23 protein-coding genes and 1 pseudogene are annotated in these 24,397 nt (G+C 69.1%); 9 read left to right on the forward strand and 15 right to left on the reverse strand.

Annotated elements, in window-relative coordinates:
- Nucleotides 1-9: 9 nt before the first annotated feature.
- Together ABZV58_RS32490 and ABZV58_RS32495 are read right to left on the reverse strand one after the other, a co-directional pair.
- Nucleotides 10-339 carry a metalloregulator ArsR/SmtB family transcription factor gene (locus tag ABZV58_RS32490; protein ID WP_355004020.1) on the reverse strand — a complete coding sequence of 110 codons (330 nt, stop codon included), beginning with the start codon at nt 337-339 and terminating at the stop codon, nt 10-12.
- Nucleotides 329-760, reverse strand: a complete 432-nt coding sequence (locus tag ABZV58_RS32495) for an SRPBCC domain-containing protein (RefSeq protein WP_355004021.1) — start codon at nt 758-760, stop codon at nt 329-331. The genes ABZV58_RS32490 and ABZV58_RS32495 overlap by 11 nt, the downstream gene beginning before the upstream one ends.
- 713 nt (nt 761-1,473) lie before the next feature.
- Here ABZV58_RS32495 and ABZV58_RS32500 point away from each other — a divergent pair.
- Nucleotides 1,474-2,187 (forward strand): YncE family protein, encoded by a 714-nt coding sequence (locus tag ABZV58_RS32500; RefSeq protein ID WP_355004022.1) that lies wholly within the window; start codon nt 1,474-1,476, stop codon nt 2,185-2,187.
- A gap of 17 nt (nt 2,188-2,204) precedes the next feature.
- Here the strand turns inward: ABZV58_RS32500 and ABZV58_RS32505 are convergent, their stop codons facing one another.
- The 8 genes from ABZV58_RS32505 to ABZV58_RS32540 form a co-directional block, all read right to left on the reverse strand.
- A complete protein-coding gene (locus tag ABZV58_RS32505; RefSeq protein WP_355004023.1) occupies nt 2,205-2,717 on the reverse strand; it encodes an arginine repressor in 513 nt (170 codons plus the stop codon).
- Between the two features lie 180 nt (nt 2,718-2,897).
- On the reverse strand, nt 2,898-3,839 hold the full coding sequence (gene argF / locus ABZV58_RS32510) for an ornithine carbamoyltransferase (protein ID WP_355004024.1): 942 nt from the start codon (nt 3,837-3,839) through the stop codon (nt 2,898-2,900).
- 76 nt (nt 3,840-3,915) lie between these two features.
- Nucleotides 3,916-5,115, reverse strand: a complete 1,200-nt coding sequence (locus ABZV58_RS32515; RefSeq protein ID WP_355004025.1) for an acetylornithine transaminase — start codon at nt 5,113-5,115, stop codon at nt 3,916-3,918.
- On the reverse strand, nt 5,112-6,038 hold the full coding sequence (gene argB / locus ABZV58_RS32520) for an acetylglutamate kinase (protein WP_355004026.1): 927 nt from the start codon (nt 6,036-6,038) through the stop codon (nt 5,112-5,114). The genes ABZV58_RS32515 and argB overlap by 4 nt, the downstream gene beginning before the upstream one ends.
- Complete coding sequence (argJ, locus tag ABZV58_RS32525; protein ID WP_355004027.1) at nt 6,035-7,255, reverse strand: bifunctional glutamate N-acetyltransferase/amino-acid acetyltransferase ArgJ; 1,221 nt, start codon at nt 7,253-7,255, stop codon at nt 6,035-6,037. Before argJ ends, argB begins: the two co-directional genes overlap by 4 nt.
- Complete coding sequence (gene argC, locus ABZV58_RS32530; RefSeq protein WP_355004028.1) at nt 7,252-8,307, reverse strand: N-acetyl-gamma-glutamyl-phosphate reductase; 1,056 nt, start codon at nt 8,305-8,307, stop codon at nt 7,252-7,254. Before argC ends, argJ begins: the two co-directional genes overlap by 4 nt.
- Nucleotides 8,308-8,773: 466 nt before the next feature.
- Nucleotides 8,774-9,271 (reverse strand): peroxiredoxin family protein, encoded by a 498-nt coding sequence (locus ABZV58_RS32535; protein WP_355004029.1) that lies wholly within the window; start codon nt 9,269-9,271, stop codon nt 8,774-8,776.
- A complete protein-coding gene (locus tag ABZV58_RS32540) occupies nt 9,268-9,807 on the reverse strand; it encodes an RNA polymerase sigma factor (RefSeq protein ID WP_355004030.1) in 540 nt (179 codons plus the stop codon). The genes ABZV58_RS32535 and ABZV58_RS32540 overlap by 4 nt, the downstream gene beginning before the upstream one ends.
- A gap of 145 nt (nt 9,808-9,952) precedes the next feature.
- On the opposite strand from ABZV58_RS32540, the gene ABZV58_RS32545 reads away from it, so the two are divergent.
- Nucleotides 9,953-10,729: an isocitrate lyase/phosphoenolpyruvate mutase family protein gene (locus ABZV58_RS32545; RefSeq protein ID WP_355004031.1), complete on the forward strand. Its 777-nt coding sequence runs from the start codon at nt 9,953-9,955 to the stop codon at nt 10,727-10,729.
- 758 nt (nt 10,730-11,487) lie between these two features.
- Nucleotides 11,488-11,823, forward strand: a complete 336-nt coding sequence (locus ABZV58_RS32550; protein ID WP_355004032.1) for a transglycosylase family protein — start codon at nt 11,488-11,490, stop codon at nt 11,821-11,823.
- 66 nt (nt 11,824-11,889) lie between these two features.
- Here the strand turns inward: ABZV58_RS32550 and ABZV58_RS32555 are convergent, their stop codons facing one another.
- Complete coding sequence (locus ABZV58_RS32555; RefSeq protein ID WP_355004033.1) at nt 11,890-12,378, reverse strand: pyridoxamine 5'-phosphate oxidase family protein; 489 nt, start codon at nt 12,376-12,378, stop codon at nt 11,890-11,892.
- Between the two features lie 63 nt (nt 12,379-12,441).
- On the opposite strand from ABZV58_RS32555, the gene ABZV58_RS32560 reads away from it, so the two are divergent.
- Nucleotides 12,442-13,509, forward strand: coding sequence for a YafY family protein (locus ABZV58_RS32560; protein ID WP_355004034.1), 1,068 nt, complete (start codon nt 12,442-12,444; stop codon nt 13,507-13,509).
- Between the two features lie 352 nt (nt 13,510-13,861).
- Here the strand turns inward: ABZV58_RS32560 and ABZV58_RS32565 are convergent, their stop codons facing one another.
- A complete protein-coding gene (locus tag ABZV58_RS32565) occupies nt 13,862-15,184 on the reverse strand; it encodes an epoxide hydrolase (RefSeq protein ID WP_355004035.1) in 1,323 nt (440 codons plus the stop codon).
- 63 nt (nt 15,185-15,247) lie between these two features.
- Between ABZV58_RS32565 and ABZV58_RS32570 the strand changes: the two genes are divergently transcribed.
- Complete coding sequence (locus tag ABZV58_RS32570; protein ID WP_355004036.1) at nt 15,248-16,213, forward strand: WYL domain-containing protein; 966 nt, start codon at nt 15,248-15,250, stop codon at nt 16,211-16,213.
- Between the two features lie 46 nt (nt 16,214-16,259).
- On the opposite strand, the gene ABZV58_RS32575 is transcribed toward ABZV58_RS32570, so the two are convergent.
- Entirely contained in the window at nt 16,260-17,552 is a 1,293-nt protein-coding gene (locus tag ABZV58_RS32575) for an amino acid deaminase (protein ID WP_355004037.1), read from the reverse strand.
- A 219-nt stretch (nt 17,553-17,771) separates the two neighbouring features.
- On the opposite strand from ABZV58_RS32575, the gene ABZV58_RS32580 reads away from it, so the two are divergent.
- The 4 genes and pseudogenes from ABZV58_RS32580 (at nt 17,772) to ABZV58_RS32595 (ending at nt 19,923) form a co-directional block, all read left to right on the forward strand.
- A complete protein-coding gene (locus ABZV58_RS32580; protein ID WP_355004038.1) occupies nt 17,772-18,575 on the forward strand; it encodes a hypothetical protein in 804 nt (267 codons plus the stop codon).
- 71 nt (nt 18,576-18,646) lie between these two features.
- Nucleotides 18,647-18,775, forward strand: a pseudogene (locus tag ABZV58_RS32585) (recombinase family protein); the annotation flags it as partial.
- A 247-nt stretch (nt 18,776-19,022) separates the two neighbouring features.
- Complete coding sequence (locus ABZV58_RS32590) at nt 19,023-19,484, forward strand: hypothetical protein (protein ID WP_355004039.1); 462 nt, start codon at nt 19,023-19,025, stop codon at nt 19,482-19,484.
- Nucleotides 19,485-19,665: 181 nt separating this feature from the next.
- Entirely contained in the window at nt 19,666-19,923 is a 258-nt protein-coding gene (locus ABZV58_RS32595; RefSeq protein WP_355004162.1) for a DUF3703 domain-containing protein, read from the forward strand.
- A 211-nt stretch (nt 19,924-20,134) separates the two neighbouring features.
- Here the strand turns inward: ABZV58_RS32595 and ABZV58_RS32600 are convergent, their stop codons facing one another.
- Entirely contained in the window at nt 20,135-20,890 is a 756-nt protein-coding gene (locus tag ABZV58_RS32600) for a class I SAM-dependent methyltransferase (RefSeq protein ID WP_355004040.1), read from the reverse strand.
- Between the two features lie 701 nt (nt 20,891-21,591).
- Nucleotides 21,592-24,366 (reverse strand): phosphoenolpyruvate carboxylase, encoded by a 2,775-nt coding sequence (ppc, locus tag ABZV58_RS32605; RefSeq protein ID WP_355004041.1) that lies wholly within the window; start codon nt 24,364-24,366, stop codon nt 21,592-21,594.
- Between the last annotated feature and the right edge of the window lie 31 nt (nt 24,367-24,397).

Consider the following 24,397-nt stretch of genomic DNA (forward strand, 5'->3'; position numbering starts at 1 on the left):
CCTTCCCGCTCAGCCGTCCAGATGCCGGCGGAGCGCGTCCAGCGGGCCGTCCCAATCGCGTGCCAGGGCGGCCAGGAATTGTTGTGCCACCTGCATCGGTGCGGAGTCGAGGCGATAGCGCACGCGGCGCCGTTCACCGGGTTCGGCGATCACCAGACCCGCATCAGCCAGCAGGGCAAGGTGTTTCGCGATCGCCTGACGGGTGATGGGCAGACGATCGGCGAGGTCGGTCGCGGTGGCCGGTCCGTGCGCGGCGAGCGCGGCCAGCACCGACCGCCTGCTCGGATCGGCCAGCGCGACGAAGACCCGTTCGGCGGTGGCCTCCAGTTCAGGCCGCATCGAGGTACTCGACGAGCTCACCCAGCTCGCTCTTCCAACCATCGACGTTGCCCTCGAACGCCACCTTGTGCGCGTCGTCGGGCAGCTGCGCGAACCCGGACTCCACGACGGTGAGGCGGGTGCCGTCGCCGTGTGGTTCGAGGGTGAACTCCACGTAGGTGCGCCGCGGGTCGTCGTCGGGCAACCCGTGGATCGGCCAGGTGTAGCCGAACACCGTCGGCTCCTCGACCCGCTCCACCCGCATGTGCGCCGCCGCGCCCTCGGTCCAGGTCATCCGCACGTCCCCACCCGGCCGCAGGTCGATTTCGGCGGTGTTGCCGAACCAGCTCGCCAGGCCCTCGGCGGTGGTGAGGGCCGCCCACACCTTCGCGGGCGGGTGGGTGAGCTCGATGGTCCGGACGATCTGATCAGGGAATCCCATAGCGCCTCCTATATAGCAACCAACTGGTTGCATCAGACTATAGCAACCAGATGGTTGCATCAAGGGGCGAAATTCCTACTGCGGTTCGCAGCATCTATCCAGCATTGGCAGGCGCCCGCCGAGCCGACCTGCCCGATCGAGAAGCCGCGGCGGAGACCGCGCCGACATCGAGGTGAAGTCGTCCCCCTCGGGCCGATCCAACAGGGAGTCGAGGACGAATCGCAGAACTCGGGATCAGCAGGCGTCGCTGGGTGCCGGACTACCGCACTGCCCTATCACGCCGAGCAAACCGCGGCGCGCGGGGCAGTGCGGCGGGGCACTGCACTTCGGCTCGGCGGTGCTAGATTTCTGCGAATGTGCTTCAGGGCAAGGCTGATCGGGGGTATCGGCCTTGCGGTCGTCGTCGGGATTTCCGTCGGCGGCTGCGCTTCCCCGAGGCAAACGAACTCCCTCGAGACCCTCTCGACCACTATCTCGACCCCGACCACGACCGATCCGGCCACCAACGGGTACGCGGAGGTCGGTCCCGGCCCCTACCGAGTTCTGGCTTCGCTGCAGGCCGTACCGGACCCTCAGACCGTCGCCATCGACTCCGGGGTGCGGCGAGCATATGTCCTCAGCAATGATGACGAGTCGCTGTACGTCATCGACACCGACACTCGGATGATCAGCGATACCATTCCGGTCGGCGTGAAATCGCCCGCTACCAATCGATGGCGATCGATCCTTGGACGCATCTGATCTATCTGGCCTCGCCCCGCACGTTGTCCGTCATCGACCCGACTACCCGGTCTGTCCGCGACAAGATCGAGGCGGGAGGCGACCACTTCGCGGTCACGATCGACCCCGAACGCCACGTCGTCTACGTCGCCAACCACTACCACCGGACCGTGACGGCCATCGATACCGGAACGAGCGCCATCGTCGCCACGATTCCGGTCGGCGACAACCCCCTGGCGTTGGCGGTCGACCCGAACACCCACCACCTCTGGGTCGTCAACGGGAACGACGTCACCGTCGTCGATACCGGCACCTACACCGTGACCGACACGATCACGGTCACCGACGACCCGCAGGGCATCGCCATCGTCCCTGGGACTCGCACGGCCTACGTGACCGATCTCGCGGCGCACTCCGTCACGCTCATCGACACCGAAAAGCGTTCCCTGTCAGGGACTGTCTCGCTGGGGCGTGACGTATCCGCGGCGATTGCGGTCGATCCGGCAGAGCACACCGTCTACGTCACCAATATGACGGACAGCGTCACCATGATCGACACCGAGAGCCGCCAGGTCACCGCGTCGCGCCGCGTGCGCCGGTCCGGTAGTTCCTCCATGGGTGGTATCGCCGTCGACCCGACGACCCATCACGTGTACATCCCGTTCGCCGAGCCCGGCCCGACTATCGAAGTCCTCGCGCCCGAGTAAGCGAAAACCGCAGCCACTCAGGCGAGTTGTTCGATGCGGGTGGCGAGTTCGGCGCCGGTCAACGGTTCGCGGGCGATGACGGCGATGGTGTCGTCGCCCGCGATGGTGCCGACGATGTACGGGAGGGCGGCGCGGTCCAAGGCGCTGGCGAGGTAGTGGGCGGCGCCGGGGGGTGTGCGTAGGACGGCGATGTTGCCGCTGGCGTCGGTGGAGACGAGCAGGTCGCCGAGGAGTTTGGAGAGGCGGTCGGTGCCGCCGGTGACGCCGCGGACGGGGCTGCCGTCCTCGGGGACGACGTAGACGCCCGCGCCGCCGTCGGCCGCGCGGAGTTTCACCGCACCCAGTTCGTCGAGGTCGCGTGAGAGGGTCGCCTGGGTGGCATCGATGCCTTCGGCGGCCAGCAGCGCGGCCAGTTCGGTCTGGCTGCGCACCGCGTGCGCGGAGAGCAGTTCGATGATGCGCGACTGTCTGCCCGCGCGGGTGCGGGCGATCGCGGGGCCCTTGCCGGGCACCGTCGCATCGATGCTCATGCCTGCGCCTCGCTGCCGCTCGGCTCCGGCATGCGCGATGCGCGCTGGCACATGATTCGCTCACTCCATTCGCTCATGCCGCCACTTCGCCGACGCTCGGTTCGGGCGTGCGAGGCGCGCTGACAGGTCGTTCGTTCGCTCATCGTCGCCTCCCCCGCACCCCGGCGGTGCGTCGCCCGGTCACGCCGCACCGCCGCGTCTGCCCAGCAACCACACCAGCAGCGCCTTCTGCGCGTGCAGCCGGTTCTCTGCCTCGTCCCAGACCACGCTGTGCGGTCCGTCGAGCACCTCGTCGGTGATCTCCTCACCGCGATGCGCCGGAAGGCAGTGCAGCACAACGGCATCGGGTTCGGCGTTGGCCAGCAGGGCGGCGTCGAGCCGGAACGGGCGGAACGGGCCGACCCGATCGAGCCCGTCGTTCTCCTGACCCATGGAGGTCCAGGTGTCGGTGACCAGCGCGTCGGCGCCCGCGGCGGCGGCCACCGGGTCGTCGGTCACGGTGATCGTCGCGCCGGTCTCGGCGGCCCGCTTGCGCGCGGCCTCGAGGATCCACGGCAGCGGCTCGAAACCCGTTGGGGCGGCGATGGTCACGTTCAACCCCGCGGTGACGCCGCCGAGCAGCAGCGAGTGCGACATGTTGTTCGCGCCGTCACCGAAGTAGGTGAGGTTGCGCCCGGTCAGGTCGCCCTTGCGCTCGCGGAGCGTGAGCAGGTCGGCGAGCACCTGGCAGGGATGGAACTCGTTGGACAGCGCGTTCACCACCGGGACCGTTGCCGCCGAAGCCATTTCGTCCAGGCGGACCTGCTCGAAGGTGCGCCAGACGATGGCGTCGACATAGCGGGAGAGCACCCGCCCGGTGTCGGCGAGGGTTTCCTCCCGCCCCAGCTGGGTGTCGCGGCCGTCGACCACCACCGCGTGCCCGCCGAGCTGGGCGATGCCCATCTCGAAGGAGAACCTGGTGCGGGTGGAGTTCTTCTCGAAGATCACGCCGACCCCGCGCGGCCCCTCCAGCGGGCGCTGCGCGAAGGGGTTCTTCTTGAGCGCCGCTGCCAGCGTGAGGATTTCGGCTTGTTCGGCGGGCGAGACGTCGTCGTCGCGCAGGAAATGCCGCAGATCGCTCATGCCTGCGCCTCGCTGGCGCTCGGCTCCGGCATGCGCGGGGCGCGCTGGCACATGATTCGCTCACTTCGTTCGCTCATTACCGGATCTCCTTCGCGTCCGCCGCCGCGCCGTCCAGGATCAGCGGCAGGTCGGCGACGAAATTGTCGGACTGGGTCTCGGTGAGCACCAAGGGCGGCGCCAGCCGGATGACATTGGGCTTCGGCGCGTTCACCAAGTAGCCCGCCTCCCTGGCCCGCGCCTCGACCTGCGCCGAAACATCTTGGGTCAGTACGATTCCCAGCAGCAGACCCGCACCGCGCACGTGATCGACCAGCGGGTGCTGGAGCAGTTCGATGCCGTCGCTGAGCCGCTTGCCGACCGATTCGACGTGGGCGAGCAGATCGGTCTCGTCGATGGTGCGCAGCACCGCGAGCGCGGCCGCGGCGCACACCGGGTTGCCGCCGAAGGTGGTGCCGTGCAGGCCTGGCGTGAGCAGCTCGGCCGCCCGGCCGTTGGCCAGCACCGCGCCGATCGGCATACCGCCGCCGAGGCCCTTGGCCAGCGTGATCACGTCGGGCACGATGCCGACGGCCTGGTGCGCGTAGAACTTTCCGGTGCGGCCGATGCCGGTCTGCACCTCGTCGAGCACCAGCAGCGCGCCGTGTCGCGCGGTGATCTCGCGCGCCTTGACCAGGTAGTCGATCGGCGGGACCACCACGCCGCTCTCCCCCATCATGGGTTCGAGGAACACCGCGGCGGTCTCGTCGTCGACCGCCGCCTCCAGCGCGGCCGCGTCGCCGTAGGGCACGTGCACCACGCCGGGCGGCATCGGCTCGAACGGCGCCCGCTTGGACGGCTGGCCGGTGAGCGCCAGCGCGCCCATGGTGCGGCCGTGGAACGCCTCCTCGCAGGCGACGATCTTGGTCCGCCCGGTCAGCCGCGCGATCTTGAACGCGGCCTCGTTGGCCTCGGTGCCGGAGTTGCAGAAGAACGCCTTGCCCTCACCGTCGCCGAAATGCGCGAGCAGCCGCTCGGCCAGTTCGATGACCGGTTCGCTGGCATACAGATTCGAGACGTGACCGAGGGTGCCCAGCTGCTGGGTGACCGCGGCGAGGATCGCCGGGTGGGCGTGGCCGAGGCTGTTGACCGCGATACCGCCGAGGAAATCGACGTAGCGCTTGCCGTCCGCGTCGTAGACCACCGCGCCCGCGCCGCGCACCAGCGCGACCTTCGGCGTGCCGTAGTTGTTCATCAACGCGGCGGACCACCGCTGCTGCAATTCGTCGACAGTACTCATGATTTCGTTCCGTTCGGTGCGCCGGTCCCGGCCGGGGCGGGCGTCACCATCGTTCCGATTCCTTCTCCGGTGAACAGCTCGAGCAGGACCGAGTGCGGGACCCGTCCGTCGATGACGTGCGCGGTCGGCACCCCGCCGAGCACGGCGCGCAGGCAGGCTTCCATCTTGGGCACCATGCCCGCGTCGAGGCTCGGCAGCAAGGCGGCCAGCTCGACGGCGTCGATGCGGCTGGTCAGCGAGGAGCGATCGGGCCAGTCGGTGTAGAGGCCCTCCACGTCGGTCAGCACGACCAGTTTCTCGGCGCCGATGCCCTCGGCGAGCGCGGCGGCGGCGGTGTCGGCGTTGATGTTGTGCACCACGCCGTCCGCGTCCGGCGCGATGGTGGAGACCACCGGGATGCGCCCGGCGCCGATCAGGTCGAGCACCGCGTCCGGGTTGACCTCGGTGACGTCGCCGACCAGGCCGATGTCGGTCGCCTCGCCGTCCACGTCGACGGTGCGCCGGGTCGCGGTGAACAGTTTGGCGTCCTCACCGGAGATGCCGACCGCGTAAGGCCCGTGCGCGTTGATCAGCCCGACCAGCTCGCGACCGACCTGACCGAACAGCACCATCCGCACCACGTCCATCACCTCGGGCGTGGTGACGCGGAAGCCGCCGCGGAATTCCCCTTGCAGGCCGAGCTTTTTCAGCATGGCGCTGATCTGCGGGCCACCACCGTGCACCACCACCGGGTGCACGCCGACGGTGCGCAGGAACGCCATATCGGCGGCGAAGGCCCGCTTGAGCTCGTCATCGATCATGGCGTTGCCGCCGTACTTCACCACGACGATCTTGTCGCGGAACTTCTGCATCCAGGGCAGTGCGTCGGCGAGGACGTGCGCCTTGTCCAGTGCCGAGAGTTCGTGGATCGCGGAACCGGTCATGAGCTGTAGGCCGAATTCTCTTCGACGTAACCGTGCGAGAGGTCGGTGGTGCGGACCATGGCCGTGCCGTCGCCGACGTTGAGCTCGATCAGCACCGCGATGTCCGCGCCGGACAGGTCGACCTGGCGGGCGCCGGGCGCTCCGACGCTGTCGACGCAGACCGGATTGCCGTTGAACGACACCGAGATTCGGTTCGGGTCGAGGGTGATCGGCGCGATGCCGACGGCGGCGAGCACCCGGCCCCAGTTCGGGTCGGAGCCGAACAGCGCGGTCTTGACCAGGCTGTCGCGGGCCACCGCGCGCGCCGCGATCAGCGCCTGTTCCTCGTCGACCGCGCCGGTGACGGTGATCGTCACCCGCTTGGTGACGCCCTCGGCGTCGGCCATCAGCTGGGCGGCCAGGTCGTCACAGACCGCGAGCACCGCGGCGTCGAGTTCGTCCTGCGACGGGCTGACCTCGCTGGCGCCGTTGGCGAGCAGCAGCACGGTGTCGTTGGTGGAGCAGGAACCGTCCACGTCGAGCCGGTCGAAGGTGAGCCGGGTGGCGTTGCGCAGCGCCTTGTCGAGCTGTTCGGCGCTCACCGCGGCGTCGGTGGTCAGCACGACGAGCATGGTGGCCAGCGAGGGGGCGAGCATGCCCGCGCCCTTGGCCATGCCGCCCACGTTCCACTTGTCGCGGTGGTGGAAGGCGGCTTCCTTGGGCACGGTGTCGGTGGTCATGATGGCGTAGGCCGCGTCCGCGCCGCCGGACATGCCGCCGCCCATCTCGTGCACGATCTCGGTGATCCCGGGAAGCACCTTGTCCATCGGGAGCCGGTCGCCGATCAAACCCGTTGAGCAGACGGCGATCTCACCGGCGCCGGTCTCGGTGCCCCAGTTGCTCAGCGCCTCGGCGAGCTTCTCGGCGGTCTGGTGGGTGTCCTGGAAGCCGCCGGGACCGGTGCAGGCGTTGGCGCCACCGGAATTGAGGATCACGGCGCGCAACCGGCCGGACTTCAGCACCTGCTGCGACCACAGCACCGGAGCGGCCTTGACCTGATTGCGGGTGAACACACCCGCGGCGGCGTATTCCGGGCCCTCGTTGAACACCAGCGCCAGGTCCGGTTTACCGCTGGCCTTGATGCCCGCCGCGATGCCCGCGGCGCGGTAGCCGAGCGGCGCTGTCACGCCCTGGGTGCGGACCAGCTTGCCGTTCGCGCTCTCAGCGGTTGTCGTCACGGTGCCACTCCTACGGTGGAAAGTCCTTCGGTCTCATCGAATCCGACGGCCAGGTTCATGGATTGGACCGCGGCGCCCGCGGTGCCCTTGGTCAGGTTGTCGATCGCGCCGATCACCACGAGCAGTCCGGCGTCGGCGTCCACCGCGACCTGCAGCGTGACGGCGTTGGAGCCGAGCACCGAACCGGTCTGCGGCAGCACGCCTTCCGGCAGCAGGTGCACGAAAGGCTCGTCGGCGTAGGCCTTTTCGTAGACGGCGCGGGCCTGCGCGGCGTCCACCGCGGTCGGCGCGGTGCAGGTGGCCAGGATGCCGCGCGGCATCGGCGCGAGCACGGGCGTGAACGACACCGCGACGTCGACGCCGCCCGCGGCCTTCAGGTTCTGCGCGATCTCCGGGGTGTGCCGGTGCGCGCCCGCGATGTTGTAGGCGCGGGCCGAGCCCATCACCTCCGAACCGAGCAGGCCGACGTCGGGCTTGCGGCCCGCGCCCGAGGTGCCGCTCACCGCGACCACTGTCACCTGCGGTTCGATGATTCCCGCGGCGACGGCGGGCGCCAGGGCCAGGCTGGCGACCGTCGGGTAGCAGCCGGGCACCGCGATCCGGGTCGCGCCGCGCAGCGCGTCCCGCCCGCCGGGCAGCTCGGGCAGACCGTAGGGCCAGCTGCCCGCGTGCGGGCTGCGGTAGTACTTCTCCCAGGCGTCGGCGTCGCGCAGCCGGTAATCCGCGCCGCAGTCGATGATCACGGTGGACTCGGGCAACGCCCGCGCGATTGCGGCGGACTGACCGTGCGGCAGGCCGAGGAAGACCACGTCGTGGCCTGCCAGCTCCTCGGCGGTGGTCGGAGCGAGCACTCGGTCGGCCAGCGGCAGCAGATGCGGCTGGTGTTCGCCGAGGGTGGTTCCAGCGTTCGAACCCGCGGTCAGCGCCCCGACCTCGAGGCGCCCGGCTCGGTAGCGTGGATGGCCGAGCAGCAGGCGCAGCACCTCGCCGCCCGCGTACCCGCTCGCACCGGCAACAGCAACCCGCAACGGGGGCGCATCCGAATCAGCCATGAAATGATTATGCACGATTATGCAATCCCATTCATGGACGGGGTGCGACGAGCGTTCGAACTCGCGATGCCGAGTTCCCCGCGGACGGGTTCGGCGGCGGGCAGACCGACACCCTCGCCACCGCGATGGACAGCACGAACGTCACCCACGGCACGTGGTTACCCACCGCGGGCGGAAATATCGATCCGATTCCGGAAACCCAGAAGATCGCCGAGCACGCCGGAGCCGATGGCCTTCCGCTCGGACTCGACCCATCGATGGCCGCTGGTGCGGTTGCGAGACGCCACCCGGTTGCTCGACCCGGGCGCGGTCGAGACCACGATACCGGCGGCCATCGGGTGGCAGCCCGATCAGCGGCTGGCCGCGGGCCGGATTCGCGGCCCTCCCTCGGGTATGAGGTGCGCCCGACGAGGCGTCGACACCGGCTACGCGAGGCGTCGACGACCTGTCGGCCATTTCCGGCGTGTCAGTTACTTGTGCGGCTGCGCATGGCGTCGATGGCCGCGGCGATTCCCTTCTTGTCGTAGCTGTTCGTGGGCAGGGTGGCTCCGTGGGCGTGACGGATGATGCCGTCGGGGTCGATGAGGACGGTGCCGGACTGCTGCATCGAACCGAGGACTTTGCGGGTCAGGCCGACCGAGTCGTGCGGAGTTCCCGCCGAGCCGTAGAGGACCTGGAACGGGATGCCGTGGTCGGCCTTCCACGTCGCGCCCGCGTCGCGACCCTCGGGCACCACGATGAGGACGCGGACGTCGGCGGCGGCGAATTCGTCCCGGCGCGCGGCGAGATCTCGCACATGCCGGTTGCAGATCGGGCAGGACGTCGACCGCATGAAATACAGCAGTGCGCTGTGTGCGCCACGGAGGTCGGACAGACGCCAAGCCTGCCCGGCGGTGTCTTCGAGCGCCAGTTCCGGCGCGGGGGATCCGGAGGTGAGCATGGTGGGATTCCCTTCAGAGGTCATGGATGGTGGCTGAGGCTGTGCCGGATCGCGGCGCGGGCGCGGTGCAGCTGCGACTTCATCGCCGCGACGCTCAGGCCGAGCGAGTCCGCCGTCGTCCGTCCGGGGTAACCGAGCACATCGCGCATGATCAGAACCCTGCGCTGGAGGTCCGGCAACCCGGCGATCGCCTGGGCGAGTTCGTCGGCGTCGAGCCTGCGCAGGACTTCGTCCTCGGCGGAGACGACGACGTCGGTGGCGGCGACCGCGTTCCGCGGTCCGAGGTCGACCAGGTATCGCGCGCGGCGCAGGCATTCGTTGCGAACGATGCGGAACATCCACGAGGCGAGGGCCGTCGTGGCGCGCAGCGTCCCGATCTTGCGATACAGGGTGATCAGTGCCTCTTGCGCGGCCTCTTCGGCGTCGTCGGAGGACGCGCACAAGTGGTGCGCGAAGCGCCGCACGTGCGGATGGGCCCCGTACACGATCGCGGAGATCGCTTCCCGATCGCCGCGCTTGGCCGCTGCCACCAGCTGTTCACCGGCCCACCCGCGTTCCACTCCGGCCACCTCCCCGGCCGTCCGACGCGGTGGCCGGGCATTGCGCTGTTCTTCGTCTCGGTTCGATCGTCACAACCATAAGAGCGTCCCCACCCAAGAAAGGATTCGAACGCCGGGTCGGCGTGCGAGGGATACCGTCGGCGCTATGGACAAGGTGACGACATTCCACGATCTGCACCACCGCGAGGTGCCGCTGGTGCTGCCGAACGCCTGGGACTTCGGTTCGGCCGCCGTCCTGGCCGCCGAAGGGTTCCCGGCGATCGGCACGACCAGCCTCGGCGTCGCGGCCGCCGCGGGAGTACCCGACGGGACGGGCGTCACCAGAGACGAGACCCTGGCACTGGCGCGGCGGCTCGCGCGGCTCGCCGTGCCGGTGACGGTGGACATCGAGGGCGGCTTCAGCGACGAACCGGGCGAGGTCGCGGAGTTCGTCGGCGAACTCGACGCGCTCGGCATCGCGGGCGTCAACATCGAGGACGGGCGGGCGGACACCGAGCTGGCCGACCCCGAGCATCAGGCCGCGCTGATCGCGGCGATCAAGGAGCGCACGCCCACGATGTTCGTCAACGCGCGGGTCGACACGCACTGGCTCGGCATCGATCCCGAATCCACCCTGGCGCGCGCCGACCGCTACGCGCGGGCGGGCGCCGACGGGCTCTTCGTCCCCGGGCTCACCGAGCCGGATGCCATCCGGCGGGTGGTCGAGTCCGTGCCGCTTCCCGTCAACGTCCTCTACTCCGTCGGCGGCCCCACGGTCGCCGAGCTGGCGGAGCTCGGCGTGCGGCGGATCAGCACCGGCTCCCTGCTCTACCGGGCCGCGCTGGCGGCGGCCGTGGATGTGGCGTCCGCGGTGCGCGCCGGGCGACCGGTCGCGGCGGGCATTCCCAGCTATCGCGATATTCAGGCGAATTCGCTGCCGTGAGGTATCGATCGAGATATACCGACCGGCCGAGGAACCTCGCGCCGCACCACCGACAACCCATCGTGACGCCGACGACCGATCGCGCCCAAATCGTCAGTAACGCAACGACATTCGGGACGCGGAAGCACTGCCCGCTCGCGAAATACCCTTCGCCTCACGCGATTCGGGTGGATCCGATTCACCGAATACGTGGGATCGCGGACATTGGTCGCCTATCACACGGCGATCACGCCGACCGGTAACGACGGCAAGCGCGATTTTCTTATGCGCGGGTATACAAAATTGTGACCCATGCCCCCTTCGGAAATCGCGACGCCGGAGAAGCGATGCGTTCGGGGTCACACAGGGATCTACCTGGCATTTTGTTGCGACCGAGCCGCGCGATCGCGACCCCGATACGAGCCCGAAACCTCGCAAATCGTTGCACAGAACGAGACCGTTACCACATTTATTCAGTGATCCGAGCCACATTTTCGTTTAGAAATCACACCGTCGCGATTCCGCATTTCGCGGGTCTCAACTGCGCGGATGCCGAGATGTACGACCGAGCGTTCTGGTAACTCTCGCGTTATTGCCACGTGATCCGCCGAGATTTGTTCGTTATCGTCGGTGACGGCCCGATCGAACGCGACGGGCTCGAGCTCGAACCGCCGAACACCGGCAACCCTGTCCCGCGGTTCGAGAACCCCCGACATCCACTGGGGACAGGGACTCGACCGATCTTTGGTCGAGCCGGCGGGCGCAGCAAGGAATACCACATGTCTCAGACCCGTAACTTCAGCACCCGTGCCGCCGCCACCGTTGCCACCCTCGGCGCCCTCGTTGCCGTCCCGTTCGGTCTGGCCACGGCCACCGCTTCCGCCTCCGGCCACAACTGGGACGCTGTCGCCCAGTGCGAGAGCGGCGGCAACTGGTCCACCGACACCGGTAACGGCTTCTCCGGTGGCCTGCAGTTCACGGACAGCACCTGGGCCGCCAACGGTGGCACCGGCGATCCGTCGAACGCGAGCCGCGAGGAGCAGATCCGCGTCGCCGAGAACGTGCTCGACACCCAGGGTGCGGGCGCCTGGCCGGTCTGCGGCGCCTACCTCTGAGCGTAGCGCCGCTCGCTGAGCGACCTTCCGACGACCCTGTCACCCGCGGGTGACAGGGTCGTCGCGTTATTTGCGCACCACGCGCTCGCCCTCGCCCGGCTTCCAGATCGTGATGGCGAGCTGATCGTCGGCGACCTCCACACACGAGGCCCCCGTCAGGTCGGCGACATAGAAGTGGTCGAACTCCTGGCCGCGGATATCGAAGCCGCTTTCGTCGAACAGATCCTGCGCGAACCGCGCGTGCAGTTCGCGGTCCGGCAGGTCGGTGACGGCGCCGAACAGTTTCGCGTCGCCGTCGCCGACCATAGTGTCGACGGTCGCGGTGTGCAGGCAGAACCTCGGGTCGCGGCCGAGATCCTTGAACTTCGTCGTGCCCGGCATGCCGACGATGACCAGCATGCCCTCGAAGATCCTCGGCTCTACCGGGCTGATCCGCGGCGAACCGTCGGCGCGGAGCGTGGCCAGCATGCACAGGTTGCCGGTCGCCTTGTGGCGGCGGCGGAAGACGGTCGAGATCTTCGGCGCTTCTTCGGTGAACTCCGTCCAGAAAGTCATGGCGGGGACGCTACGCCCAAAACCTGACAGAGCGCGTCAAGGTTTCTCGCTAATCTTCGGGACATGCGAGCGAGTCGACTGGTGCAGCTGCTGTTGCTGCTGCAGACCAGGGGGCGGATCTCCGCGCCCGAGCTGGCGGCCGAACTGGAGGTGTCCGTCCGCACGGTGTACCGCGACGTCGAGGCGCTCTCCGCGGCGGGCGTCCCCGTGTACAGCGAGCCGGGTCGCGGCGGCGGCGTCCGGCTGGTCGACGGCTACCGGACCAGGCTGACCGGCCTCACCTCGGAGGAAGCCGACGCGGTGCTGCTGGCCGGTCTGCCCGACGCCGCGGCCGACCTCGGGCTCGGCACCGTGCTGGCCACCGCGCAGCTGAAGGTCCTCGCGGCGCTGCCGCCGGAACTACGCGGCCGGGCGACCCGGATCGCCGACCGGGTGCACATCGACGCGCCCGGCTGGTTCCACCGCCCCGAGGAGACGCCGACCCTGGCCGTCATCGCCGACGCACTCTGGCACGACCGCAGACTGGACGTCCGCTACGGACGCAAGGACCACGAGGTGCGGCGGCTGCTCGACCCGCTCGGGCTGGTGTCGAAGGCGGGCACCTGGTATCTCGTGGCACGCCACGGCAGCGACATCCGCTCCTATCGGGTGAGCCGGATCCTCGATGCCGCACCGACCGGCGAGTTCTTCGACCGGCCGGACGACTTCGAGCTCGCCGCGCACTGGGCGGCGGCGCAGCACGACTTCGCGCGGTCGATGCTCCGGGTCCGGGCGCGCTGCCGGATCGACGCGAAACACGTGCGCCTGCTCCGGCTCGGCTTCGAACCCGCCGCAGTCGCCGAGGCGCTGGCCTCGATGGGCGAACCGGACGCGGCTGGCTGGGTGGTCGTCACCCTGGCGGCGGAATCGTATCCGGTACTCGCGCACGGGATTCTGCCGCTCGGCGAGTACGCCGAGATCCTCGATCCGCCGGAACTGCGGGCGCAGCTCGCGCGGACCGCGGCGGCGATGGCGCGGAGATATGGGGCCGCCCCACTCAGCCCAGAGCCGACCGACCCGGCGCCACCCAAGGCAGCGCGGTCCGACGCGAGACCAGGTGAGCCGGCGCCGTTCGACGCCAGCCCGACCTGACGCCAGTGTGCCCGCAACTCTCGAAGAGAGCTGCGGACACGTCTCGCACGCACGGCCACGGAGATAGCACGCGGTCCTCCGCAAGGGCATCGACACGGTGCCGGATCGAGCCAGCGCCGACAGACCCGGCACCACCCGACCAAGCGCCGCCCCGACCAAGCGCCGCCCGACCCGGCACCATCCGCCGCGGCACCACATGACGCAGCGGCATCCGACGAAGCGACGACCGACGCGGCGCCAAGTCACCCAGCGGCACCACCAAGCGCCGACCGACGCGGCGTCGTCCGACTCGAGCCGAGCTGACACGAGCGTGCCCGCAGGCTTCGGACGCCTGCGGGCACGCGGGTTCGGGTCAGCGCAGGGTGCGGAAGAAGGCGCGGACGTCCTCGGTCAGCAGGTCCGGGGCTTCCATGGCGGCGAAGTGGCCGCCGCGGTCGAATTCGGTCCAGCGGACGAGGTTGTGCTCCTCCTCGGCGATCTTGCGGATGGACAGGTCGCCAGGGAAGATCGCCGCGGCCGTCGGGACGCCGGAGTTCTTCGCCCCGCCGCCCCACGCCTCACCCTCGCCGTAGAGCCGGATCGAGGAGGCGAAGGTGCCGGTGAACCAGTACAGGCTGACGTTGGTGAGCAAGGCGTCGCGGTCGACCGCGTCCTCGGGCAGCTCGATGGCCGGGTTGGTCCAGCGCTGGAACATGTCCACGATCCAGGACAGCATGCCCGCGGGCGAATCGTGCATACCGATGGCGAGGGTCTGCGGGCGTCCCGCCTGGACCATGGCGTAGCCGAAGCGGGTGAAGCTCTCCTCGCCGGTCAGCTTCTCGAGCTTCGCCTGGTCCTCGGGGCTGTACCCGGAGGACCCGCCACCCCACGAGTTGCCGCCCGGCGACTGGCCGCCGCCCTCGCCCGTCTCCCAGGACTGCGCGCCGCTCTCCGCCCCCGAGGACTCATCGCCGCCCGCGCTCGTCGCACCGGCCCACGACTGGTCGCCGTCCGCGCCCCAGGACTCACCGTCTTCACCGCCCCACGAATCCGCGCCCCACGAGGGGATCGTGATCGGCCCGTTGACGTGGATGCCGACGACGTGGTCGGTCGCGATGCGTCCCAGTTCGGTCGAGACGAAGTACCCGGCGTCACCGCCCTGCGCGCCGTAGCGGTCGTAGCCGAGGCGCGCCATCAGCTTCGCGACCACCTGTGCGTAGTGCTCGGTGGATCCTTCGCCCACCTTCGGCCCGACGCTGGAGAAGGCGAAACCGGGCAGCGACGGGACGACCAGGTGGAACGCGTCGGCCGGGTCGCCGCCGTGCGCGCGCGGATCGCTGAGCGGACCGAGGACATCGAGGAATTCGACGAATGTGGCGGGCCAGCCGTGACTGAGCACCAGCGGAAGCGCGTCCGGCTCGGGCGAGCGCACATGCAGGAAGTGCACCTGCTCACCGTCGATCTCGGTGACGAACTGCGGCAGCTCGTTGAGCCTCGCCTCCGCGGCGCGCCAGTCGTAACCGGTGCGCCAGTACTCGGCCAGCGACTTCAGGTAGGACACCGGCATGCCCTTGTCCCAGCCGACTCCGGGCAGCTCGTCGGGCCAGAGGGTGTCGGCGAGGCGTGCGTGCAGTCGGTCGATCTGCGCCTGCGGGATCTCGATGCGGAAGGGGCGAATGTCTTGTTCGGTCGTCATGCGAACGACGGTAGAAGCGGCTTAGGACAGTTCCGTTCCTAAGGATCTGGCATTCTCGACACCATGTTGGAGACCTCGGCGCGCCTGCTGAAACTGCTCGCGCTGCTCCAGACGCACCGCGACTGGACCGGCGCGGAACTCGCCGAGCGGCTCGCCGTCACCGGCCGGACGATCCGCCGCGACGTGGACCGGCTGCGCGAACTCGGCTATCCGGTGCACGCCACCCGGGGCACGGCGGGCTATCGGCTGGGCGCGGGCGCCGCGCTGCCGCCGCTGCTGCTCGACGACGAGGAGGCCATCGCCGTCGCGGTCGGGTTGCGCGGCGCGTCCGACGGCACGGTCGCGGGCATCGAGGAGGCCGCGCTGCGGGCGCTGACCAAGCTGGAGCAGGTGCTGCCGCCGCGGCTGCGCCACCGCGTGCGCACCTTGCGCGCGGCCACGGTCCGGGTCGGCGCGCCCGCGGCGACGGTGGAGCCGGACACCCTGATGGCGATCGCCGACGCCTGTCAGCGCCGGGAGCGCCTGCGCTTAGACTACCGGGCGCACGACGGGGCGACGGCGACGCGGGACGTGGAGCCCCACAGTCTCGTGCACTTCAGTCGCCACTGGTATCTGGTCGCCTGGGACGTGGCGCGCGCCGACTGGCGCACCTTCCGGGTGGATCGGCTGACCCCGCGGGTCCCCACCGGCCCGCGCTTCACACCGCGTGAGATACCGGAAGGCGATGCGGCGGCCTATCTTTCGATGCGATTGTCGTCGCGCGCCTGGCCCTTCCGCGCGACCGTGCTGCTGCACGCTTCGGCCGAGGTCGCCGGTCCGCAAGTCTGGCCGGGCATGGGCGTCGTCGAGGCCGTGGACGAGCAGAACTGCCGCATGCACATCGGCGCGGACACCCCGGAAGCGCTGACCTGGATGATCACCTCCGTCGACCTCGACTTCACGTTGCTCGATGGCCCGCCCGAGTTGGTCGCCGCCCTGCGCGCCCAGGCGGCGCGATGCACGGCAGCGCTGCGTGACTTTCCCGACTGATAACGAGCGCTGCGCTGCCTACTGCGGACGTCTCGACGCGGGGCAGTCAGAAGAAGGTGTGGACCAGGTCGATCACGCGAGGGTGTTCGGCGTCCGCGTCGTCGACGACCGGGATCAACCGCCATTTGTCGAATGCCGTGCACGGGTGGGAAAGACCGAGCCGGACCACCGAGCCGACGGGCAGATCCTCGGCCGCGGCGCCGGGCAGGCGAACGAAGGCGTGCTGATCGTTGAGTGCGTCCACCGTCGCGCCGGGCGGCAGCGGAGACCCCGAAACGAGTTGCGGGACAGGAAGTCCCAGGTCGTAGGGCAGGTCGCGCTTGCCCGCGTCGAGCAACGCGAGCTCCGGCTCCGGCCGGGAGAGGGTGCGGGCCCAGCCGTGCATCGCCGCGCGCAGCGGCCGATCCGTCCGATCGGCCGTGAGCGGGGAGATGCCCGCGTAGAAGCCGTCGTCGTGGATCAGGTAGGCGCCCGAACGCAACACCACCGTAGTCGGAACCCCTTGCGCGCCCTGCTCGTCCGCGAGACCGGCCAAATGCTCGACGACCAGGTCTTGATAGGCGCTGCCGCCCGCGGTGACGATCGCGCGGTCGGGATAGCGGCCGCCGTTTACGAATTCGCGGTGCAACCGGGCGAGCTCGTCGAGATAGCCGTCGACCGCGGCGAGGCCGTCCGCGCCACGGTCGTGGGCAAGCGCGGCCTCGTAGCCGCCGACACCGGCCAGCGTCAGGCGGCGCGAACGCCGGACCGCGTCGGCGATCGCGTGCGCGTCCTCGACTCGGCGGACTCCCGTGCGTCCGTGTGGGCCACCGAGCTCGACGACGACCGCGATGCGGACATCGGGCGCGTCCGCCAGGGCCTCGTCCATCAGCGCGACGGCGGCGACGTCGTCCACCCAGCAATAGAACTCGAACTCGGCGTCGCGGGCCAATTCCGTTGCCACCCAGCGCAACCCGACCGGATCGAGCAGGGCATTGGCCAGCACGATCCGCGACACGCCGAACGCGCGGGCCAGCTGCACCTGCCAGACGGTGGCCAGCGTGATGCCCCAGCAACCGCCGGCCAGCTGCTCGGACCACAGCTGCGGCGCCATGGTCGTCTTGCCGTGCGGAGCCAGGCGCACGCCCGCCGCGCGAGCCCAGTCACCCATGATCGCCAGGTTGGCCGTCATCGCGGCACGGTCCAGGGTCAGCATCGGCGTCTCGAACTCGTCCAGGGACGGCTCGGTCGCCAGGAACTCGTGGACGGTGCGCCCCCACGCCTGCGGCGGCAGCCCCTTGTGCTCGGGACCCAGCACCCGATCGTGGAGTGCGGCAACGGCTTTCCCATCGATCGCCACGGTGCTCCTTTCCGCGGACCCGCACCTCGAGCGTACCGCCGTAGGCGGCAAGCGGTCCCGGGACCGGCACCGCACCCCAGCCGTGACGCAGTAGGCAGGCCCAGCCGATCAAAACACCGCTCAGCGCGTCGTAGCGACCAACACAACATGCCGGGTCAAAAATGATCGGCATGTTGCCGACAATCCGGGAGTGGCTCGACGATCCTGACCCCAGCGGAGGTGAGGCTGGAACGATGGATCCGTGCCGCCTCGCGCGGCAGGACCCTGACCCCGCAGGAACGAGAGACCCTCGAGCGAATCCGCCCGCCGCAGGAGTATCCGGTCACGTTGGCGATCGCCCCCTATGAGGGTTCCATAGCGATGCTGCCGGTCGCGCAGCTCTACGCGCGCGATGTGCCCGATCTGCACACGCCTGAAGGCGCAGACCTGCTCCAGGTCTTGTGGTGCCCCTTCGACCACTCGACGGGCATGCCCAAGACCGCGCTGTTCTGGCGGCCGGCCGCCACAGTCACCGACATCCTCACCACGCCCCCCGAACCGCCCGCGGTGCAGTTCGACGGCTACCTGCTCGAGCCGTGCCTGCTCAACCCTGAGCAGGTCACCGAATACCCCGACCACAGGGAGCTGAGCAAGGAACTCCGGGAGCAGATCGGAGACTGGAGCGTGTGGCAGGCAGCCGAGACGGGCGTGGACAGCGCCTACGCGTCGTACCCGCTGGAGTTCTACGCCAACGAGTTGTCCGTCGCACCCGGCTGGAGAGTCGGCGGCTGGCCTGGCTGGGGAGCCGCCGACCCCAGCCCCCTACTCTGCCCTACCTGCAACAGCGATATGCATGCCCTGCTGACCATCGCCACGTCCGAAGCCGGCAGCAGAGACAGCAGCTGGCTCCCACGCGAGGAATCGGCGTATGAACCCTCCATCGGCTTCAAGCCCACTGCAGTCGAAATAGGTAGCGGCTACGACCAGCATCTCTACGTCTGCCAGACGGCGCCGGAGCACGCCCACACCGAGCTGATGGCCTAGCCGTTGGGTCGGGTCGGGTCCGAGGAGCGAACAACGGACACATGCGTGTTCATGAATGCAGGTTGAGGCGAGCGTTGGCATGCGACACCCTCGTAGTGCCGTCGCTGGACCGGCTCGGCCGTTCCCTCCAAGACCTGATCTCGATCGTGGCCGGACTGCGCAAGCGCGGTATCGGATTCCGGTCCCTGCAAGCGGCCCTCATCCGCGAGAAAAGTCACGCGAGCAGTTACCGCAGACCGGTTTCTCGTTCTGTCTGGGTTTCAGGTGTCCAGCATTCCTACAGGACTATTCATAGGGCTTACGCATAACTGCTGTGTGGCGTGGTCTAGGCTGCGGTCTGCTCGACGGATCTGTCTCACCGCCTGCCGACACCGAAAGGCACACATAGTGGTTCGTGGAAGACTTTTCGCTTCGATACTCGCGTCGACCGTCGCTGTACTGGTCAATGTGGCCGGACCGGCCAGCGCAACGACCAGCATATGGATCGGGAGAGCGTTCACAGACGCACACGGCGACGACAGCTGGTGGGTCGTCGCCGAGATCACCTACGTCTGCGAACCCGGCCAGGCCAACGCCCTGTGGGTCAAGGTCGAGTCCGAACGGTTCGAAAGCCCGGAAGGCCAACCCGTCCGTATGAAAGACGAGGCTCTGGGTCAGGTGACCTGTGACGGCGAATCTCGGCAGACGAAGGTCAGGGTGCCATTGGGCTACGACTACGGCGAGGGCCCGAATCTCGCAGATGCTCACGACGGCGACGGCAATGAACTCATGACGTATTACTACGATGACCGTGCGGTCGAGATCACCGCCGCGTTCGCCTACCTGCCGCCTGACGCCGAGGACATGAGCCAGGTCGAGATCCATAAGGACACCACCGAGCACCGGACCCTGACTCTGACTGGGGAGTAGTCCTCGGCCCGCCCCGGTCCGCACCGGACCGGACCGCAGCGTGCGATCCTGGAACGTGAGAACCGGCCAGCTACCGCTGGCCGGTTCTCGTTGTGTTCGAGAGCCTCAGGCGTTGAGCTTCCAGAACCAGGGTGCGTCTTCGTGCCAGAGTGCGTCGAGCGGTCGCCCGCTGTCCACCAGGATGTCGTCGCCCCGGCGGCTCACGTCACCCGACCCCTGGCTGCACACCCGCAACCACATCGCCATGTCCGCCCTCGCCGTGCGCCAGCGTGACCGCCGCAAAGCCCTCGGACAGATCGTGCGCATCATCGTCGCCGCACCCGGCACCCTGGCCGGGATCGCCCCCGAAGGCAACATCGGCCGCGCCGCCGTCGGCCTGCGCCAAACCATGCCCACCCCACCCGACCTCGGGGCGCTGCCGCACCCGGCAGCGGCATAACCCCACCGATCCACGCTTGCCCCGGATAACGGGCTGTTATCCAGGGCAAAGAGATTGCCCGGGTAAAGTCTGCCGAACGCGCAGTATGCGGAGCATGATCGCGCGCTCCGCCGACTGTGCTGACTGATTCGGACAGCACGACCAGCGGCGTTGCAGGGCGTTCGGCGTGACCCGATGTGCTGCTTCGTCGGTGGTGCGAGATCGCAATGGCTCAGTCTGTCTGCAGGACGAAAAACAGGAAGCCCAAAAAACTTTCGCCGATGACTTCACGGAACACCTCCGGAAACACATCGCGGGCCGCAGGCACAGGCGGCGGCTCACTGATGACACTGATGCGAAAACCCGACGCGGTGAAAGCATCGGTCATCGCGTGCAGCGGCCGGTCCCAGAAATGCAACCGGGCGGACTGCCCGCCCAAGGTCCACTCTTCGGTCCGCTCGCGGGTCTGGAAATAGTCGGTCTTCTTCCCAGCCGAGCGTTCGGTGACCCAGATGGCGAAAGGATGCTCGACCGAGACGATGAGCCGACCGCCGGGCTTCAGGACGCGTCGCAACTCGGTCAGTGTCGGTCCCCAGTCCTGCAGGTAGTGCAGCACCAGGGATGCAACGACGTCGTCGAACGCGTCGTCGGGAAACGGGAGTGGATTCGCGAGGTCGGCGATTCGCAGGTCCGCGTCGGTGCCCAGTCGGCGTCGAGCCACCTCCAGCATTCCGGCACTCGCGTCGATGCCGGTTACCATGGCACCCCGATCGCGCAGTTCAGCGAATAGAGCACCTGATCCGCACCCGGCGTCGAGGATCCGCCGACCGCTCACGTCCCCGGCGAGCTCCAGCACCGCGGGCCGCTCGTAGTAAGCGTTCAGCAGGCTGGTCTCGTTCTCTGCGGTATACCCCTCGGCAATGCTGTCGTAGTTGTACGCCTGGGCGGGATCGGCAGGAAGCGCGGTGCCTTCCGGAACGGGAGTCATGCGGCCCATCCTGGCACGCCCGCACGCGCAGGCGCTGTAATGCCTTGTCAGGCAACCATTCTGACTACTCGACCATCGTCCACTATCGGGGATGTCGATCCGTACCGGGCTGAGGGCCCGAGTGACGACCCGCAGGTCATCATCGACTGACATTCTCATGCGGTTTGCTGCTGACACGTAGCGCCGTTTCCCCAGCTCGCGCCACTGACATTCTCATGTGGCCTCGCAACCCCGCTGGTTCGGTCGGCCCGGGAGCACCCACATGGCGATTCCGGACTATTGCGTCGGACGAAAATCGGTAGGCTGCCGATGACGAGAACGGCTACGAGTCGGCAGAGAGCACTCCCGGCGAGACAGGCCCTGCCCTCGTTCGAGGTGAGCGCCGACCGTACCGACGAACCCGGCGGCGCCCTGCCTGATGGCGGTGGTCCAGCGGTTTCCGTCGTGGCGGGACAACAGCACTGCGCCGGCCGCGGCCAGCAAGCGCGAGCGCACCTTTCACCCCGCCGTCGCGCGCGGTCGGCGACCGGCACCCGCGCGAGTGATCGACGTTCCCGCGCGCGCTCGACCGATCGCGATCGGTGGCACGGAATCCGGACCTGGGCCGCACCTTCGGCGGGCGCACGAGGAGGCGCCGGTCGAGGTCGGCGCTCCTGCTACGCCGCGAAACAGGCTTTCGCCGTAGTCCTTTCGCGGGCCGTCTACCCCGAATTGCGCAGTGCGGTGGCCAGGCCGTTCATCGTCAGCAGGATTCCGCGTTTGACCAACTCCGAGTCGTCGCCCGCGCGCAGTCTGCGCAACAGCTCCACCTGCATCTGGTTGAGCGGCTCCAGGTACGGGAAGCGGTTGTGGATGGACTCCGCCAGCGACGGGTTGTCCGCCAGCAGTTGCTCGTGGCCGGTGATGGCGGCGTGCATGCGCAGGGTCCTGGCGTGCTCCTCGCGGATCATCCCGAAGATGTGCTCGCGCAACGCCGCGTCGTCGACCAATTCCGCGTAGCGCGCGGCGATGTCGAGATCGCTCTTGGCCATCACCTGCGCCAGGTTGGACAGCACCGTGCGGAAGAACGGCCAGCGTCGGTACAGATCCGACAGTGTCGCAAGCCGTTCCGGATCGCCGCCGACCCACTCCTCCAGCGCGGCCCCGGTGCCGTACCAGCCGGGCAGCATCACCCTGGCCTGGCTCCAGGACATCACCCAGGGGATGGCGCGCAGGTCGGCCACCGAGCTGGTGGGTTTGCGGGAGGCGGGCCTGCTGCCGATGTTCAGGTCGCCGACCTCCGAGACCGGCGTCGACTGCCGGAAGTATTCGACGAATCCGGGCGTCTCGTGCACCAGCCGCGCGTACGCGGCACGCGCCCGCGCCGCGAGATCGTCCATCAGCTCGTAGGACGGCTCGGCGTCGGCTCCGAGTCCCTCGACGTCCAGCAGCGTCGACTCCAGGGTGCCCGCGATGAGCGACTCCAGATTGCGATGGGCCGCACCGGGTTCGGCGTACTTGGCGGCGATCACCTCGCCCTGCTCGGTGAGCCGCAGCGATCCGTGCACCGCGCCCGCGGGCTGGGCGAGAATGGCGTCGTAGCTGCGGCCGCCGCCGCGGCCGACCGTGCCGCCGCGACCGTGGAAGAGCCGCAACCGAATTCCCGCCTTGCGGGCGACGTCCACCAGGTCCAGCTCCGCGCGGTACAGCGCCCAGTTCGCGGCCAGATACCCGCCGTCCTTGTTGGAATCGGAGTAGCCGAGCATGACCTCCTGTCGCATTCCCTTGGCGGCCACCAGCTCTCGGTACACCGGCACCTCGAGGGCCGCGGCGAGCGTGTCCGCGCCCGCCCGCAGGTCCTCGATGGTCTCGAACAGCGGGACGATGTTCACCGAGCAGTGCGGCGGGCCGTCCGGCTCGCCGGGATCGAGCAGGCCGCCCTCCTTCAGCAGCAGCGCCGCCTCCAGCATGTCGCTGACCGAGGTGCACATGCTGATGATGTAGTTCGGCACGGCCTCCGCGCCGAAGGTGTCGACCACGTCCTTGGCGGCCCGCACGATGGCGACCTCGCCCGCGGCCAGGTCGCTCAGTCGGGCGTGCGGGCCGAGCAGCGGCCGCCGGGTGCGCAGTTCGGCGGCGAGCAGGTCGACCCGTTCGTGCTCCGGCAAGCTCGGGTAGTCGGCGTGCACGCCCGCCCAGGCGAGCAGTTCGGCGACGACCTGTTCGTGCACCTCCGAGTTCTGCCGCATGTCCAGGCCTTGGAGGTGGAAGCCGAAGGTCTCGACGGCGTGGCGCAGGGCCGCGAGCCGGTCGTCGGCGAGCAGCCCGTCGCCGGTGGCCCGCATCGAGACATCGATGGCGTCCAGGTCGTCCAGCAGAGCGCGCGGTGTGGGGTACGGCGCGGCGTCGGCGTCCGTGATCCCGTCGGCGGGCGGCGCACCGAGCGCGGCGGTCGCCGTGACCGTCAGGCGGGCCCGAATGGCGTGCAGCGCACGGCGATACGGTTCGTCGGCGTGCGGGGCCGGATCCGGATAACCCGCCTCGGCGAGCGCGGCCACCTCCGGTGTCACCTGGACCAGGCGCGCGGACTGCGCCAGCGTCTTCTCCAGTTCGACCAGGTCGCGCAGGTAGCGGCCGAACGCCACCGCCGAGGCCTGCGCGGCCGCGTGCCGGACGACGTCCGCGGTGACGTAGGGATTGCCGTCCCGGTCGCCGCCGATCCAGGAGCCGGGCCGCAGGATCGGGCGGGTCAGCAGGTCGGCGCCGGGCCAGCGGGAGCGCAGCGCGGCGCGCACCTCGGCGTTGATCGCGGGGATCACGTCGAGCAGGGTCAGCTCGTAGTAGCGCAGACCGACGGCGATCTCGTCCTGAATTCGCAAGCGCGCCAACCGGATCAGGGCCGTGCGCCACAGCGAGAGCACCTGACGGCGGATGCGCAGCTCCAGGTCGGCGCGCTCCGGTTCGGTCTCGGCGTAGCGCTGGCGGCGGCGCATCAGCTCGGTGATCTTGGTCTGGCTGTCGAAGACGGTGCGGCGGCGGGTCTCGGTGGGGTGCGCGGTGATCACCGGCGAGACCAGCGCGTCGGTGAGCAGGTCGGCGACCTCCGCGCCGTTCAGCGCGGCGGCGTCCAGCTTGCGGTAGGTGGCGGCCAGCGAGGAGTCCTGCGGCGGCTCCCCCGCGCCGGTGTGCACGGCGCGGCGGCGATCGCGCTGGATGTCCTCGGCCAGGTTGGCCAGCAGCACGAAATAGGTGAAGGCGCGGATCAGCGGTAGCGCCACGGCGATGTCGACGCCGTGCAGCATCTCCGCGACGGCGCTGCGCCCGACCTCCTCGCGCCGCACCCGGAACGCCTCGATACGGACCCGCTCGATCAGGTCGAAGACCTCGGGGCCCTCGTGATCACGGATGGTGTCGCCGAGCACGCCACCCAGAAACCGGATGTCGTCGCGCAGCGGCCGGGTCGCGTCCTGTTCGGTCTCGATCCGCGGTTCGGTCATGAAATCGACCCTACTGCCGGGAACGGCAGGA

It is taken from the genome of Nocardia sp. NPDC004654 (genome assembly GCF_040609595.1).
GTDB lineage: Bacteria > Actinomycetota > Actinomycetes > Mycobacteriales > Mycobacteriaceae > Nocardia.

Bases quoted from the DNA above. Each gene is read 5' to 3' on its own strand.
- argC (WP_355004028.1), bottom strand. From the start codon at position 8,307: ATGGCTGATTCGGATGCGCCCCCGTTGCGGGTTGCTGTTGCCGGTGCG.
- argB (WP_355004026.1), bottom strand. From the start codon at position 6,038: ATGACCGGTTCCGCGATCCACGAACTCTCGGCACTGGACAAGGCGCAC.
- ABZV58_RS32550 (WP_355004032.1), top strand. From the start codon at position 11,488: ATGTCTCAGACCCGTAACTTCAGCACCCGTGCCGCCGCCACCGTTGCC.
- ABZV58_RS32500 (WP_355004022.1), top strand. From the start codon at position 1,474: ATGGCGATCGATCCTTGGACGCATCTGATCTATCTGGCCTCGCCCCGC.
- ABZV58_RS32555 (WP_355004033.1), bottom strand. From the start codon at position 12,378: ATGACTTTCTGGACGGAGTTCACCGAAGAAGCGCCGAAGATCTCGACC.
- ABZV58_RS32570 (WP_355004036.1), top strand. From the start codon at position 15,248: ATGTTGGAGACCTCGGCGCGCCTGCTGAAACTGCTCGCGCTGCTCCAG.
- ABZV58_RS32545 (WP_355004031.1), top strand. From the start codon at position 9,953: ATGGACAAGGTGACGACATTCCACGATCTGCACCACCGCGAGGTGCCG.
- ABZV58_RS32565 (WP_355004035.1), bottom strand. From the start codon at position 15,184: ATGACGACCGAACAAGACATTCGCCCCTTCCGCATCGAGATCCCGCAG.
- ABZV58_RS32535 (WP_355004029.1), bottom strand. From the start codon at position 9,271: ATGACCTCTGAAGGGAATCCCACCATGCTCACCTCCGGATCCCCCGCG.
- ABZV58_RS32495 (WP_355004021.1), bottom strand. From the start codon at position 760: ATGGGATTCCCTGATCAGATCGTCCGGACCATCGAGCTCACCCACCCG.
- ABZV58_RS32560 (WP_355004034.1), top strand. From the start codon at position 12,442: ATGCGAGCGAGTCGACTGGTGCAGCTGCTGTTGCTGCTGCAGACCAGG.
- ABZV58_RS32490 (WP_355004020.1), bottom strand. From the start codon at position 339: ATGCGGCCTGAACTGGAGGCCACCGCCGAACGGGTCTTCGTCGCGCTG.
- ABZV58_RS32600 (WP_355004040.1), bottom strand. From the start codon at position 20,890: ATGACTCCCGTTCCGGAAGGCACCGCGCTTCCTGCCGATCCCGCCCAG.
- ABZV58_RS32505 (WP_355004023.1), bottom strand. From the start codon at position 2,717: ATGAGCATCGATGCGACGGTGCCCGGCAAGGGCCCCGCGATCGCCCGC.
- ppc (WP_355004041.1), bottom strand. From the start codon at position 24,366: ATGACCGAACCGCGGATCGAGACCGAACAGGACGCGACCCGGCCGCTG.
- argF (WP_355004024.1), bottom strand. From the start codon at position 3,839: ATGAGCGATCTGCGGCATTTCCTGCGCGACGACGACGTCTCGCCCGCC.
- ABZV58_RS32515 (WP_355004025.1), bottom strand. From the start codon at position 5,115: ATGAGTACTGTCGACGAATTGCAGCAGCGGTGGTCCGCCGCGTTGATG.
- ABZV58_RS32595 (WP_355004162.1), top strand. From the start codon at position 19,666: ATGTCGTCGCCCCGGCGGCTCACGTCACCCGACCCCTGGCTGCACACC.